This window comes from Actinomadura livida (assembly GCF_014648675.1).
GTDB classification, from domain to species: Bacteria; Actinomycetota; Actinomycetes; order Streptosporangiales; family Streptosporangiaceae; genus Spirillospora; species Spirillospora livida.
Genome location: NZ_BMRO01000005.1, coordinates 494,966 through 508,697 on the forward strand (window position 1 = coordinate 494,966; position 13,732 = coordinate 508,697).

Here is a 13,732-nt window from a genome sequence, read left to right on the forward strand (position 1 = left end):
CATGACCGACCGCACAGCCTCACTGCTCATCGTCGGCGGCGGCCAGGCCGGACTGGCCACCGCACGCATCGCCCGAACCCTCGGGGTGACCCCGCTGGTCCTGGAGGCCGCCGACCGGCCGGCCGGATCCTGGCCGCACTACTACGACAGCCTCACGCTGTTCTCCCCGGCCCGCCGCAGCGCCCTGCCCGGCGTGCCCTTCCCCGGCGATCCCGACAGCTACCCGGCGCGGGACGAGGTGGTCGCCTACCTGACCGGCTACGCCGCCCGGCTGGATGCCGACATCCGCACCGGCCACCGCGTCGAACGCGTCACCCGCGCCGAAGACGGGGCCGGGTTCCAGGCCGTGACCGCGGACGGGGCGGTGTTCACCGCCCCGCTGGTGATCGCGGCCACGGGGGCGTTCAGCCGCCCTTACCGCCCCGCGCCGCCGGCGCTGGATTCCTTCGCCGGGACGGTGCTGCATTCGTCCGACTACCGGCGTCCCGAGCCGTTCACCGGCAGGCGAGTGGTGATCGTCGGCGGCGGGAACTCGGCGGTGCAGATCGCGATCGAGCTCGCCGCCGTCGCCGAGGTCACGCTCGCCACCCGGCATCCGCTCCGCTTCATGCCGCAGCGGATCGCGGGCCGCGACATCCACCTTTGGCTGCAGCGCACGGGCCTGGATACCGCCAGGTGGGCCAGGCCAGTGCTGACCGGAGGCCAGGGCACTCCGGTCATGGACACCGGCACCTACCGGGACACCATCGCCTCGGGGAACCCCGACCGCCGTCCCATGTTCGACCGCCTGGACGGCAATCAGGTCGTCTGGAGCGACGGTATGCGCGAGCACGTCGATGTCGTCCTCCTGGCCACTGGGTACCGGCCCGCCCTCGACTACCTGGCCGGACTCGGAACCATGGACGAGGATGGGGCACCCCGCCATCGCGCAGGGATCTCCACCGCCGTCCCCGGTCTCGGCTACGTCGGGCTGGAGTGGCAGCGCTCGTTCGCCTCGGCCACCCTGCGCGGCGTCGGCGCGGACGCCCGCCACGTCCTCACCCGGCTGCTCAAGCAATCACGTCGCACCGGAGTCCCGGTCGCCGCGGGCGATCCGGCGTCGGTTCAGGGGGTCAGGCGCCGCTGAGGTCCGGTAGCGCGAACAGTCCCGACAGCCGGGTGAGGCGCTCGGGGATCACGCGGTAGTACACCCAGGTCCCGCGGCGCTCGCCCTCGATCAGTCCGGCCTGACGCAGGATCTTCAGGTGGTGGGAGATGGTCGGTGCGGACACGTCGAAGGGGCCGGTCAGGTCGCAGACGCATGCTTCGCCGCCCTGCGCCGAAGCGATCAGGTTCAGCAACCGCAAGCGCACGGGGTCCGCCAGTGCCTTGAACACCCGGGCCAGGTCGGCGGCCTCGTCCTGGTCCATCACCGGGCCGCTCAACGGCTCGCAGCACACCGGAGCAGAGACGTCCTCAAGTTCCATCAACCCAGCCACCCGCCTAATTTGACATCCATCTAAACAGTGATGCACTCTTGCGCTGATTCGATGTTAGTCGAAACAAGCTGCAGTGCCGTGACTTCAAAGGAGACGCCCATGAGCACCAGCACCGACCGGGACGAGCCCGCCGCCCCCGCGGCGGGACAGAGCACCGGTCAGCACACCCAGAGCGGCAGCTGCTGCGGCGTCAGTGCCTGTTGCACCGACGCCGAGCAGCCCGTCGCCTCCGGAGCCGCGCTGCTGCAGGCCAAGACCGAAGCCGGGTGCGGCTGCGTCGCAGACCACGACGGCGAGGACGCCCTGCCGGTACTGGTGATCGGTGCCGGACCGGTCGGGCTGGCCGCCGCCGCGCACCTGGCCGAGCGCGGCCTGGACTTCCGCGTACTGGAGGCCGGTCCTCAAGTCGGCGCCGCGATCTCCGAATGGGGTCACGTCCGGCTGTTCTCGCCATGGCGCTACAACACCGACGCCGCCGCGCGCCGCCTGCTGGCGCCCACCGGCTGGACCGCCCCCGACCCCGGCCACCTGCCGACCGGTGCCGAACTCGTCCGCGACTACCTCGTCCCGCTCGCCGACGTCCCGGAGCTGGCGGGCCGCATCCACACCGGGACGCGCGTCCTCGCCGTCACCCGCCAAGGCATCGACGCCACGCGCACCATCGACCGCGACCAGCATCCGCTCCTGGTCCGCACCATCGACTCCGCGGGGACGGTCCGCGACCTCACCGCCCGCGCCGTCATCGACGCCTCCGGCACCTGGGGACACCGCAACCCGCTCGGCCACTCCGGCCTGCCCGCCATCGGAGAAGACCAAGCCGCCCCCTACTTGGCCGGGCCGCTACCGGACGTGCTGGGACGCGACCGCGACCGGTTCGCCGGCCGCCGCACCCTGGTGGTCGGCATGGGGCACTCGGCCGCCAATACCCTTCTCGCGCTGGCCGAACTCGCCGAGCAGGCCCCGGGAACCCGCATCAGCTGGGCCGTCCGCGCTGCCTCGGTCGCCCGGCTCTACGGCGGCGGGGACGCCGACGGGCTACCCGCCCGCGGGGCGCTGGGCACCCGGCTCAAGCAGGCCGTCGAGGCCGGTGCGATCGACCTGGTCCGCAGCTTCACCATCACCCGCTTCACCGTTCCCGAGAGCGGACCCGACGAGCCCGGACCGGTCACCGTCACCGGCGGCACCCGCGACGGCGAGCGCACCATCGCCGCCGACACCGTGGTCGCCGCCACCGGATTCCGTCCCGACCTGGAGATGCTCCGCGAGATCCGCCTCGACCTCGATCCCGCCACCGAGGCGCCGGCCGAGCTCGCACCGATGATCGACCCCAACCTCCACTCCTGCGGCACCGTCCCGCCCCACGGCGAACGCGACCTCGCCCACCCCGAAACCGGGTTCTACATGGCCGGGATGAAGAGCTACGGCCGCGCGCCCACCTTCCTGATGGCCACCGGCTACGAGCAGGTCCGCTCCATCGCCGCCGCCCTGGCCGGCGACCGGGAAGCCGCCGACACCGTCCAGCTCGACCTCCCCGAAACCGGCGTCTGCTCCACCGGCACGGTCACCGAAGACCAACCAATTGGCGCGGAAGCGACCGCCGCCGAGCCCGCGGTCGAGGAGAGCCCCTCGTCCTGCTGCGGCTCCTCGGACCAGGCACCGCAGCCGGTCGCCATCGGCGTCGGCGCCCCGGCCGGTGTCGGATTCGCCACTGGCCGGGTGCACGGCTACTCCGGCGGCGTCGAACGCGGCGAAGGCTGAGCCCACGGTCGGTGGATACCGCATCTTCCATCCCGGTCCCGGCGGTTTCGGCCGCTGGGACCGGCTCCAGCCCGCGTGGTGTGCTGGCCGCCCTCTGCATCACCGAGATCACCAGCTGGGGTGTGCTGTACTACGCCTTTCCAGTCCTGGCCCCGGTCATCACCGCCGACACCGGCTGGTCCACCACCGGCAGCACCGCTGCGTTCTCCGCCGCGCTCATCGTCGCCGCCCTCGTCGGCATCCCGGTGGGCCGCGTCCTGGACCGCCGCGGCCCACACGCCCTGATGACAGGCGGCTCCGTCCTGGCCGCAATCGCCATCGTGGCAGTGGCGGCGGCGCCCTCGCTGCTCTGGTTCGCCGCAGCGTGGTTCCTGGCCGGGGTAGCGATGTCGGCCGTCCTCTACCAGCCCGCCTTCGCCGCGCTAACCCGCTACTACGCGCCCCGCCATCTGCCCGCCCTCACCACCCTCACCTTGGTGGCGGGCCTGGCCAGCACCGTGTTCGCGCCGCTCACCGACGCCCTCGCCGGACACCTGACCTGGCGCGGCGTCTACCTTGCCCTCGCCGCCGTCCTCGCCGCCGTCACCATCCCTCTGCACGCCATCGCCCTGCGCCGCCCATGGCCCGGGTCCTCCGGCGATCGATCGGCCGCCGCCGACCATGCCGCCGGCCATGCCGCCGACCATGCCGCCGGCCGGGCGGCCCGCCCACCGGCGGTTCGCCACATCACGCGGAGCCGCCCGTTCTGGCTGCTGGCCATCGCGCTCACCCTGTCCGCGTTCGCCATGTTCGCGGTCCTGATCAACCTCATTCCGCTGCTCACCCACCGCGGCGCCAGCCCCACTCTGGCCGCCTGGGCGCTCGGCCTGGGCGGGATCGGCCAGGTCGCCGGCCGCCTGTGCTACCGCCCGCTATCCAGGCACACCAGCGTCCGCGGCCGCACCGTCTGGATCCTCGGCCTCTCCGCCGCCACGACCGCTGCCCTGGCACTGATCCCGGGCCCGGTGCGACTGCTCATCGCCGTCGTCGTCTTGGCAGGCGTCACCCGCGGTATCGCCACACTTCTGCAGGCCACCGCCGTCACCGACCGCTGGAGCATCGCCGCCTACGGCACCCTTTCGGGCATCCTGGCCGCCCCCATCACCGTCGCCACAGCCCTCGCACCCTGGGCGGGAGCCGCCCTCGCCGACGCCCTCGGCAGCTACCCCGCCCTCTTCGCCGTCCTCGCGCTCACCGCGGCCCTCGCCGCACTTCTGGCCAGCGTCCCGACCCACCACAACAGGACTCCAGGCACCAAAGGAACACCGTGACCAGCGAGCGGACCTGTCCGAACGCCCGGCGCCTCCGCTGTGCCCGCCGCGGAGGGGCGACTGGCCATCGACTACTGGACGATGATCAACGGCGAAGACGCCTCCTGCGGCTCACGCGACGCGACGCTCACCGATCTCAACGGCGCGGTCGGCGCCGTCCGTCCGCTCGCCGGGCAGGGCATCACCCTGGAGGTCGGCCCGTGGAGGCGGTTCTAGGCGACTGGTAACGTATCATCCTATGCTGATGTCAGTTGATAATGATGTAATGCGCGTCCTGGCGGACCCCCTCCGTGCGCACATCGTGACCCTGCTCGCCGGCGAGGCGCTGTGCACCTGCCACCTGGTGGAGGAGACCGGTGCCAGGCAGACCAACATCTCCAACCACCTGCGGGTACTGAAGGACGCGGGACTGGTGGACAGCGAGCCCTGCGGCCGCTTCACCTACTACCGGCTGCGCCCCGAGGCGCTGGACGCCCTGGCCGCGCGACTCGGTGACCTGGCGACGCGGGCCCGTGCCACCCGCGCCAACGGCGCCAGGAGGCCCTGCCCGTGACCGTCCGAACCCCTGAGCCCACATCGGAGCAGGCTGAGAGCCTCGTAGGCAGGCTGTCCGCGCTGGACCGGTTCCTGCCCTTGTGGATCATCGCCGCCATGGCACTCGGTCTCGGCCTCGGCCGTGCGGTGCCCGGCCTGGACGACGCGCTGTCCAAGGTCGAGATCGGCGGCATCTCCCTGCCCATCGGGCTCGGGCTGCTGGTCATGATGTACCCGGTGCTGGCCAAGGTCCGCTACGACCGGCTCGACACCGTCACCGGTGACCGCCGCCTGATGATCTCCTCGCTCGTGCTGAACTGGCTGGTCGGCCCGGCCGTGATGTTCGCGCTGGCCTGGACCTTCCTGCCCGACCTGCCCGAATACCGCACCGGCCTGATCATCGTGGGGCTGGCCCGCTGCATCGCCATGGTCATCATCTGGAACGACCTGGCCCGCGGTGACCGCGAGGCCGCCGCCGTCCTCATCGCCCTGAACTCGGTCTTCCAGGTAATCGCCTTTGGCGCGCTGGGCTGGTTCTACCTCAAGGTGCTCCCCGGCTGGCTCGGCCTGGCCACCGACGACGTGCACTTCTCCACCGGCAAGATCGTGGTCAACGTGCTGGTGTTCCTCGGCATCCCGCTGCTGGCCGGCTACCTGACCCGCCGCGCCGGCGAGAAGGCACGCGGCCGCGAGTGGTACGAGAACCGGTTCCTGCCCCGCATCGGCCCGGTCGCCCTGTACGGGCTGCTGTTCACCATCGTCATCCTGTTCGCCCTCCAGGGCGACACCATCACCAACCAGCCCGCCGACGTCGCCCGCATCGCCGTACCGCTGCTGGCCTACTTCACGGTCATGTGGGGCGGATCGTTCGCCCTCGGCCACGTCATCCGCCTGCCCTACCCACGTACGGCGACTCTGGCGTTCACCGCCGCCGGCAACAACTTCGAACTGGCCATCGCCGTCGCCATCGGCACCTTCGGCGTGACCTCCGGCCAGGCGCTGGCCGGGGTGGTCGGGCCCCTCATCGAGGTCCCGATCCTCGTCGCCCTGGTGTACGTCTCTCTATGGCTCCGCCGCCGCTTCACGACCCGCTCACCACGCTCGACCAGCGAGGAACCTGATGCCTGACAAGCCCAGCGTCCTGTTCGTCTGCGTCCACAACGCCGGACGGTCCCAGATGGCCGCCGCCTACCTCACCCACCTCGCCGGCGACAGGGTAGAAGTCCGCTCCGCCGGATCGGCCCCCGCCGACCAGGTCAACCCCGCCGTGGTCCAGGCGATGGCCGAAGAGGGCATCGACATCTCCGCCGAAACCCCCAAGGTCCTCACCGCCGACGCCGTCCAAGCCTCCGACGTCGTCATCACCATGGGCTGCGGCGACACCTGCCCCGTCTTCCCCGGCAAGCGCTACCTCGACTGGGAGCTCGACGACCCCGCCGGCCAAGGCGTCGACGCCGTCCGCCCGATCCGCGACGAAATCCGCACCCGCATCGAGCAACTCACCACCCTGCTCACCTCGACCAACGCGATCAGCAATCAAGTCGAGTCAACCCCTGAGGTGGGGCCTGTTCAGGACTGAGAGCAAAGAAATCGAAAGCTCGCGATCTCACTGGTTCACTTCGTCGCCGCCGTCCCGCTCCCGCTCGGCCTGGGCGGTCTCCTCGGCCGGGCCTGGATGCGTTCCGATGGGCAGGGGCGGTGTGAGTGCCTGCGCGTGGTCAGGCTGCGGTAGGGCGGATGTGCCGGCCCGCGGCCTGAGCGTCGGTGGTGGAGGAACGGGTCATGAAGGCGCGGTGCAGTCCGGTGGCCCGCAGCAGGTCGGCCGGCTGTCGGCGGGCGCAGGCGAGGGTCAGGGTGGTGCCGGTCGCTTCAGCCCGGTGGTGTGCGCCGACGAGCATCGCCAGTCCGGACGCGTCGCAGGACGTCACGCCCGACAGGTCGATGGTCACGTAGGGGCCGGAGTCCTGGAGCGCGGCGTACAGGCGTTCCCGCAGGATCGGGGTGGAGGTGACGTCGAGTTCGCCGCTGATCGCGATGACGGTGCGGTCGTCGAGCCGTTCGCGGGTCAGGCCGGCGGCCGTTTGGACGAGGCGGTGTTGCGGCGTCATGGCGCCGGACCTGTCTGGGCCGGAAGGGCCCGAGCATGGAGAAACCAGGGGATACGGACTTGGCCGCCCGCATCGAAGAGACCCTCGTCACGGTGAGTGTACGCGCTTGCCTTGCCATCGCGCTGCGCGGCGGCTGGCGGGTGCGTCCGTCGGAGGTGCGCGAACTGCCTGATGGACGGCTCGCGCGCCGAGTGTCCGGGGTGTGCCGAGGGAATGGGTCTGGTGTCCGATCGGAGGGATGAGGATGACCGGGCAGGGGGAGGGGCGGCCTGGCGCCATTCACGATCGTTTGGTGGAGGCGATGAACTCCGGGGTGCTGGCCACCGACGAGCGCGGCCGGATCACGGCGTGGAACCCGCGGGCCCGGGAACTGCTCGGCTACACCCGCGACGAGGTGCTGGGCAGGCCGATGCACCGGCTTCTGCACCGGGACGCCGACGGGCACGTCCCGCCCGAGCAGGACTGCCGCCCCCTGCGCGGGCTGCGCAACGGCGTTCCCGATCACGGGGACGGCCAGCGGTTCGCCCACCGGGACGGGCGGCTGGTGATGTGCTCCTGGTCGTCCGCGCCGATCTACACCGGAGACCCGGGCCTGGCCGGGCCGGCGGACAGGGCGGTGGCCGGGCTGGTCGTCGTCTTCCAGGACGCCGCCGACCGGGTCGAGGTCGAACGCGAGCGGCGCGACCAGATGGCGCGAGTGCAGCGGGTCAACTCCCGGTTGCGGCTGGTCGCCGAGATCACGACGGTGCTGTCGTCCACGCTGAACGAGCAGGAGGCGCTGCGGCGGCTGGTCCGGCTCGTGGTTCCCGCGCTGGGGGACTGGGCCGAGGTCGATCTGCTGGTTCGCGACGGCCGCGTCGAGCGGGTGGCCGCGACGCACCACGGACTCCCCGCCGCCGACGTCGCCGGGCTTGAGGGGCCGCTTCCGCCGCTCCCGCGCGTACCGCGCGGACCGCTGGCCCAGGTGCTGCAGGGCGGTACGTCGGTCGTGCTCGGCGGCGTGGCCTCCGTGCGTTCCGACGAACCGCTGGACGCCGCTCAGCGCGAACTCTTCCAGGTCATGGACGCCCAGAGCGCGATCATCGCCCCGCTGGCCGCCCGGGGTGAGACCTACGGCGCGCTGACGCTGGGCTACTCCCGTCCAGGCCACGGCTACGGGCCGGACGACCGGCTCGTCGTCGAGGACGTCGCGCGCCGCACCGGCCTCGTCCTGGCCAACGCCCGCCTGTACGCCGAGCAGCGCAACACCGCCGAAGCGATGCAGCGCAACCTGCTCGCCCCTCTCCCGCAGCCGGGCGATCTGCGGCTGGAGGCACGGTACGTGCCCGCGGCGCAGGTCAGCTGGGTCGGCGGCGACTGGTACGACGCGTTCGCGCTGCCCGATGGCGCCGTCGGAGTGGTCATCGGGGACATCGTGGGCCATGACCTGCAGGCGGCGGCCCGCATGGCCCAGGTCCGCAACATGCTGCGGGCCCTGGCCTGGAACATGGCCGCGCCACCGGGCATCGCGCCGCCCAGTACCGTGCTGGCCGCCCTGGACGGCGTGATGGCCGCCGTCAGCGACGCCGACCTCGCCACCGGCGTGTTCGGCCGCGTCGAAGAAGCCTCCGGCGGGCGATGGCGCCTGCGCTGGTGCAACGCCGGCCACCCACCACCGCTCCTGATCACCGGTGACGGCGGCACGCAGTTCCTGGACGAGCACGGGGTGCTCCTCGGTGACCCCGCCCTCACCGGGACCCGCCCCGACGCCGTCCGCGCCCTTCCACCCCTGTCCACGCTGCTGCTCTACACCGATGGCCTCATCGAATCCCGGGACACCGACCTGTCCGACCGCCTCACCAGCCTCCGCCGCCACGGCTCCCATCTCGCCCAGCTTCCCCTGACCGACCTGGTCGACCAGATCCTGGAGCGCATACGGCCCAGCGGCGAGGACGACGTCGCGCTTCTCGCCCTCCGCATCCCCGGATGACGGCCACGGTCGCGCGCACACCCGGCCCACCTCGGACCGGGGCCGCGTGATGCGAGCCGTTCACGGATGAAGCCGCCTTCTGGCTGCGCCATCCCGGCGGCTCTGGGGCGCGTAGACTCCGGTCATCCGGCCAATGACGTCGTCCCGCCCGGTTGACCCGCCATACCGGCTTTCCAGGGAACGCCGTGCCCCTTCCGGAACGCGTCCGCTCCGACCGCCCGCTCCGACCGCTGCCCCTGACCCCTGCCGGTCCTCTGGCGATCACCGCGGTGGCGGTCATCGTCCTCACGGTGTCGTGGAGGACCGTCACGCCGCTGTTGGCGATCACCACGGCCGCGGCCGCCCTGCTCGCCGGAGTGGTCCCGTTCGCGCTGGTGTACGGGACGAAGCCCCACCGCCGGCGTCGTGTAGCCACCAGTTGGCCGGGCCTGGGGCGGCGCCGCCGATTCCCGATGGAGCGCACGGCCCGCGCCGCCGGCCGCACCCCGGATCATCGGGCGCAGAATATGGGCGCGGCCTTGCCGCGAAAGGCCCAAGAGAAGTGCAGCAAACGGTAAATGAAGTTTACCTCGGATGTGCGGAAAAATCGGCAGATCATGCGTACGATATAGCTATCTGACAAGCGGGGACGCCTGGGGATGGCTTGAGTTGTCGGTGGCCTGGAGAAGTGCTTTACGCCACCGTGGGGATCAACGCATCGGGTCGGCCCCGTCCCTGCCGACAACGCACCCGGGGGCCGCAAGATCCGCGCCTCTCAAGAAAGGGGCGCAGACCTGTGGGATTCACTGCCGAACGAAGAACGGGCATCGCCTTCTCTCCGTCCATGACCCCCCGGCTGGCGATGCGGCCACGGGCCCCGGCCGACGGCGGTGGCAACGACGGTGCGGGCCGCGCGGTGCTGGACGGCGGCTGGTGGCCCCGCTCGGCCAATCCGGCCTTGGAGTTGCCCGGACTGGTCCTGGCACTTCAAGCGCGAGGCCCCGCCGACGACCACCGTCTCATCGTGCACATCATGCTGGAGGCGGCCGGGTGGGACGTCCATCCCCGCCGGCTGCGCGTCGACGGCCCGGACGACATCCGGGAGGTGCAGCTCAGCTGGTTCGACCACCTGCCTGCCGGGCGGCTCACCGCGATCTATGCCGACGGCCGGCACGTGGACCTGTTCACACTGCCCGCCTCGACCCCCTATGCCGAGGCCCAGGACGCCCTGGGAACGGCGGCCCGCTGAACGCCCGCCGACCCGCACGATCCGGCCTGGACGCGATCGACGGCGCCGGACGCCGGGAAATCCGACGGGACGGCATGGGGAACACCTGGATCATTCGTATTGGGAGCGTAGGTATTTCATCAGGGTTTTGCCGCGGGGGGAGAGGTGGTAGCCGGTTTCCAGGCTTTCGGTGAGGCCGAGGGCTTTGAGGCGGCGGACGTCGGCCTTGAAGGGGAGTTTGTCGCGGTTCAGGTGTTCGGCCAGTTCTTGGGCGCGCAGGCCGGGGTGTTCCTCGATGAGGTGGAGGACGTCGCGGGTCCAGGGGGCGCGGCGGCTGCGGGTGTCGATGGTGTCCAGGGCGGTCTTGAGGTCGGCCAGTTCCTGGTCGGTCAGGTCGGCGTTGTCGGCCAGTTCCGATTTGGGGTCGGGGCCGCCTAGGTGGAGCATGACGCGGTGGTAGCCGCCTTGCTTGGTGCTCTTGGAGAGGGCGGTTAGCAGGGCCTCGCGGTTCTTGAAGCCGGAGTGGTGGGCGTCGTCCTCGGTGATCTCCTCGGGGGTGACGGACGTGACCGAGTCGATGACGATGATTCCCGCCCAGGTGCGCTGGGTGCTCCCCGCGCGGACCGGGGGCTCGGCCCACACCCGGAACACTCGGTTGATCCGTCCCTCTGCGATCCCCTCAAGGACCTCCCGTCTGAACAGCATCGTTCCCCCTTGAGTGATTGACCTCTGCCTCTGCCATCTTCTTGCACCGGCCGCGTCAGGGCTCGGCTGCCGCTGCTATTCACCCAGGAGGACGTTCGTGACCGTGCGTCGGCGAGTACGCGGGGTTCTCGGGGCGTGGCCCAGGCGCAGCACCATCTGGGGGTGTCCGCAGACCAGGTCACGGCGTAGCGCCGCCCGCAGGTAGGGCAGTTCCAGCGGCTGCGTGTGGAAGGCCGCGCTCACCTGCAGCGTCGCCGCGTGCAGCAGTACGTGCTGGAGGGCCTGCCCGGCCTGCACCCAGTCCACCCGCCTGTCGTCCCGGGTGGTCAGCACGGCAACCGTCCCCACGTTGCCACCGGACGGGCCGTGGTGCCGCAGCGCCCATGGCGTCCCGGCGAAGAACTCCCGGGACGGGAACTCAAGGCCGTCCGGTGACGCCGGGAAGGAGGCCGGAGTGAGACCGTCGCGGCGCCTGCTGTGCGGCGGGATCGCCCAATCCAGCAGCTCGCCGGCGGTACGGGCGTCGGAAAGCTGGATCGCCTCGGCCGCCTGGACGTGCTCGGCCAGCCGCCGCAGCTGATCCGCGCCCGAGATCAGGCGAAGGTCGGCCCCTTCGTTGCGCGCGATGCCTGCCAGGACGTTCGGCAGCAGCGGCGGCAGCGGGGTCGTCAGGAACGGTCCGCGGTGCGTGTGACGGCGCGCGATCGCCCGGTACAGCCGCTCCTCGTACGGCCGCGCCGCCGTTCTCGCGGCCCAGGTGATCCGGGCCAGCAGATCGGGGCGCCCCGGGTCGGGCAGCAGCCGGACGCGGGCGGTGAAGCCGAGGCGCCGGACGGCCAGCCGCGCGTTGAACAGGGCCGCCCCGCAGCTGATCGCCATCTCGCGTCCGGCCGGGTCGGTGATCGGCAGCAGCCGCGTCCGGTCGGCCCGCAGTTCCAGCCCGTCGGGGCGGTCGACGAAGCCCCACGGCTGGGTGTTGTGGATGGACGGTGCCTGGATCGCGGCCCGCACGACGAAGCGTGCCGCCAGATCGGGCCTCTCGCTCGTGTCCCGGGGCTTCGCCGCGATGCGCGCCGCGTTGATCATTTCGATGACCTCCCGCCGTGAGGTGTCCGGCGCTTCCAGCGTGCCGGGAAGGCGCCGAGGCGACAGCCCGCCCAAAGTCCCTTATGTCAGGACGTTCGACCCAACGCCCCGCGCGAGGACCTTCGTCCCGGATGTTCCGGGCCAACGCCGGTGCGGACGACGGCCCGGGCGAGGTTGGCTGGAGACGGAACCTCTCTTGAGGACGGTGCACGATGGAACGGATGAACGCGCTGGACGCCGGCATGTTCTTCGCCGAGAACGACTCGACCCCGCTGCAGATCGGTACGGTGACCGTCTTCCAGGGGCCGGCGCCCGAGTACCCCGAGCTGGTGCGGCACGTCTTCGCCAGGCTGCGGCTCGCCCCGCGCTGCCTCCAGCGCGTCCGGACCGTTCCGTTCCACCTCGCCCACCCCGTCTGGGTGGACGATCAGCGCTTCGCCATCGAAGACCACGTCCTGCGGGCGACGGCCCCGGAGCCCGGCGACCCGGAAGCCCTGCGAGACCTGGCCCAGGCCATCCTGAGCCGCCCCCTGGACCTCACCCGCTCCCCCTGGGAGGTGTGGCTGGTCGAAGGGCTGGCGGACGACCGCTGGGCGCTCATCGCCAAGGTGCACCACTGCATGGTGGACGGCATCGCCGGCATCGACCTCCTCGGAGCACTGTTCGACATCGACCCCGACCGGGCCCCCGCCCGTCCCCACGTGTGGATTCCCGAGCCGGAGCCGCCCGCGTGGGCCGTGCTGCGCGGCGGCATCGCGGACAGGCTGAAGGGCTTCGAGCGGCAGGCGGCCCGGCTGTTCCTGCCCGCGCTGCGCGACTCCGCCGCCGTCGCGGGCGCGATCCCCGGGTACGCGGCGCGGCTGGCCGGGTTCGGCACGTCCTCGCTCAACGGCCCGACCGGGCCCCGTCGGCGCTGGTCCCGGACCCATGCCGGGCTGGACGAGGTCGACCGCATCCGGCGCGCGTTCGGCGGGTCGGTCAACGACGTGGTGCTGGCCGCCACCGCCCGCGGGTTCCGCGACCTGCTCGACGCCCGCGGCGCCCTCGGCGGGGAGTCGGTCGTCCGCGCGATGGTGCCGGTGTCCGTGCGGTCGTCCGGCGAGCGCGGGGTCCCCTCCAACCGGGTGTCGGCGGTGCCCGTCGACCTGCCGTGCGGGGAACCCGATCCGCTGCGCCGGCTGGCGCTCGTCCGCGCGCAGATGGACGACCTGAAGAGCCGCGACCAGGCCGCCGGCCTCGACGCCTTCGTCCGGCTGCTCGGTGCCGCGCCCGGCCTGCTGGCCGCGGCCGCCCATCTGGCGCTGCGGCGCCGCCAGCCGCTGATCCACACGATCGTGACCAACGTCCCGGGCCCGCCGATCCCGCTCTATGCCATGGGGCGCCGGATGCTGGAGCTCGACCCCTACATCCCGATCGCGGCGGGCGTGCGCGTCTCGGTCGGCATCGTGTCCTACGACGGCGGCCTGGCGTTCGGGCTCACCGGCGACCACGACGCCGTCCCCGACCTGGAGGTCCTCTCCGCGGGGATCCGCAACGGCATCGACGAGCTGCTCAAGGAGGCCGCCCAGGCCGGATGA

15 protein-coding genes are annotated in these 13,732 nt (G+C 71.9%); 11 read left to right on the forward strand and 4 right to left on the reverse strand.

All coding sequences use genetic code 11. From position 1 onward, the window contains the following. The first annotated feature begins 1 nt into the window (after position 1). A complete protein-coding gene (locus IEZ03_RS15045) occupies positions 2–1,126 on the forward strand; it encodes a flavin-containing monooxygenase (protein WP_184879057.1) in 1,125 nt (374 codons plus the stop codon). Here the strand turns inward: IEZ03_RS15045 and IEZ03_RS15050 are convergent. After that, complete coding sequence (locus IEZ03_RS15050) at positions 1,113–1,466, reverse strand: ArsR/SmtB family transcription factor (protein ID WP_184879060.1); 354 nt, start codon at positions 1,464–1,466, stop codon at positions 1,113–1,115. The two genes, IEZ03_RS15045 and IEZ03_RS15050, sit on opposite strands and share 14 nt — an antisense overlap. A 111-nt stretch (positions 1,467–1,577) precedes the next feature. Between IEZ03_RS15050 and IEZ03_RS15055 the strand changes: the two genes are divergently transcribed. The 6 genes from IEZ03_RS15055 (at position 1,578) to IEZ03_RS15080 (ending at position 6,659) form a co-directional block, all read left to right on the forward strand. Further along, entirely contained in the window at positions 1,578–3,236 is a 1,659-nt protein-coding gene (locus IEZ03_RS15055) for an FAD-dependent oxidoreductase (protein ID WP_184879063.1), read from the forward strand. Between the two features lie 80 nt (positions 3,237–3,316). Continuing rightward, complete coding sequence (locus IEZ03_RS15060) at positions 3,317–4,546, forward strand: MFS transporter (protein WP_229808293.1); 1,230 nt, start codon at positions 3,317–3,319, stop codon at positions 4,544–4,546. A gap of 39 nt (positions 4,547–4,585) precedes the next feature. Next, positions 4,586–4,762: a hypothetical protein gene (locus tag IEZ03_RS15065; protein WP_184879066.1), complete on the forward strand. Its 177-nt coding sequence runs from the start codon at positions 4,586–4,588 to the stop codon at positions 4,760–4,762. A 49-nt stretch (positions 4,763–4,811) separates the two neighbouring features. After that, positions 4,812–5,099: an ArsR/SmtB family transcription factor gene (locus tag IEZ03_RS15070; protein ID WP_221480513.1), complete on the forward strand. Its 288-nt coding sequence runs from the start codon at positions 4,812–4,814 to the stop codon at positions 5,097–5,099. Then, positions 5,096–6,208, forward strand: coding sequence for an ACR3 family arsenite efflux transporter (gene arsB, locus IEZ03_RS15075; protein WP_268248543.1), 1,113 nt, complete (start codon positions 5,096–5,098; stop codon positions 6,206–6,208). Before IEZ03_RS15070 ends, arsB begins: the two co-directional genes overlap by 4 nt. After that, entirely contained in the window at positions 6,201–6,659 is a 459-nt protein-coding gene (locus tag IEZ03_RS15080; protein ID WP_184879070.1) for an arsenate reductase ArsC, read from the forward strand. The genes arsB and IEZ03_RS15080 overlap by 8 nt, the downstream gene beginning before the upstream one ends. Before the next feature lie 139 nt (positions 6,660–6,798). On the opposite strand, the gene IEZ03_RS15085 is transcribed toward IEZ03_RS15080, so the two are convergent. Next, the gene (locus IEZ03_RS15085; RefSeq protein WP_184879072.1) at positions 6,799–7,188 is read right to left on the reverse strand and encodes an STAS domain-containing protein; all 390 of its coding nucleotides are present in this window, start codon (positions 7,186–7,188) and stop codon (positions 6,799–6,801) included. Positions 7,189–7,480: 292 nt separating this feature from the next. Here IEZ03_RS15085 and IEZ03_RS15090 point away from each other — a divergent pair, with 292 nt between their 5' ends. From IEZ03_RS15090 to IEZ03_RS15100, 3 genes are all read left to right on the forward strand, one after another. Next, positions 7,481–9,157, forward strand: a complete 1,677-nt coding sequence (locus IEZ03_RS15090) for a SpoIIE family protein phosphatase (RefSeq protein ID WP_184879074.1) — start codon at positions 7,481–7,483, stop codon at positions 9,155–9,157. A 269-nt stretch (positions 9,158–9,426) separates the two neighbouring features. Beyond that, positions 9,427–9,714 carry a hypothetical protein gene (locus tag IEZ03_RS15095; RefSeq protein ID WP_189241199.1) on the forward strand — a complete coding sequence of 96 codons (288 nt, stop codon included), beginning with the start codon at positions 9,427–9,429 and terminating at the stop codon, positions 9,712–9,714. 266 nt (positions 9,715–9,980) lie between these two features. Then, positions 9,981–10,385, forward strand: coding sequence for a DUF5994 family protein (locus tag IEZ03_RS15100; protein ID WP_184879076.1), 405 nt, complete (start codon positions 9,981–9,983; stop codon positions 10,383–10,385). Between the two features lie 90 nt (positions 10,386–10,475). Here IEZ03_RS15100 and IEZ03_RS15105 read toward each other — a convergent pair whose 3' ends face one another. Next, entirely contained in the window at positions 10,476–11,069 is a 594-nt protein-coding gene (locus IEZ03_RS15105; RefSeq protein ID WP_184879080.1) for an ASCH domain-containing protein, read from the reverse strand. Positions 11,070–11,144: 75 nt separating this feature from the next. After that, positions 11,145–12,155 (reverse strand): Acg family FMN-binding oxidoreductase, encoded by a 1,011-nt coding sequence (locus IEZ03_RS15110; protein WP_221480514.1) that lies wholly within the window; start codon positions 12,153–12,155, stop codon positions 11,145–11,147. A 212-nt stretch (positions 12,156–12,367) separates the two neighbouring features. Here IEZ03_RS15110 and IEZ03_RS15115 point away from each other — a divergent pair, with 212 nt between their 5' ends. After that, complete coding sequence (locus IEZ03_RS15115) at positions 12,368–13,732, forward strand: wax ester/triacylglycerol synthase family O-acyltransferase (protein WP_184879082.1); 1,365 nt, start codon at positions 12,368–12,370, stop codon at positions 13,730–13,732.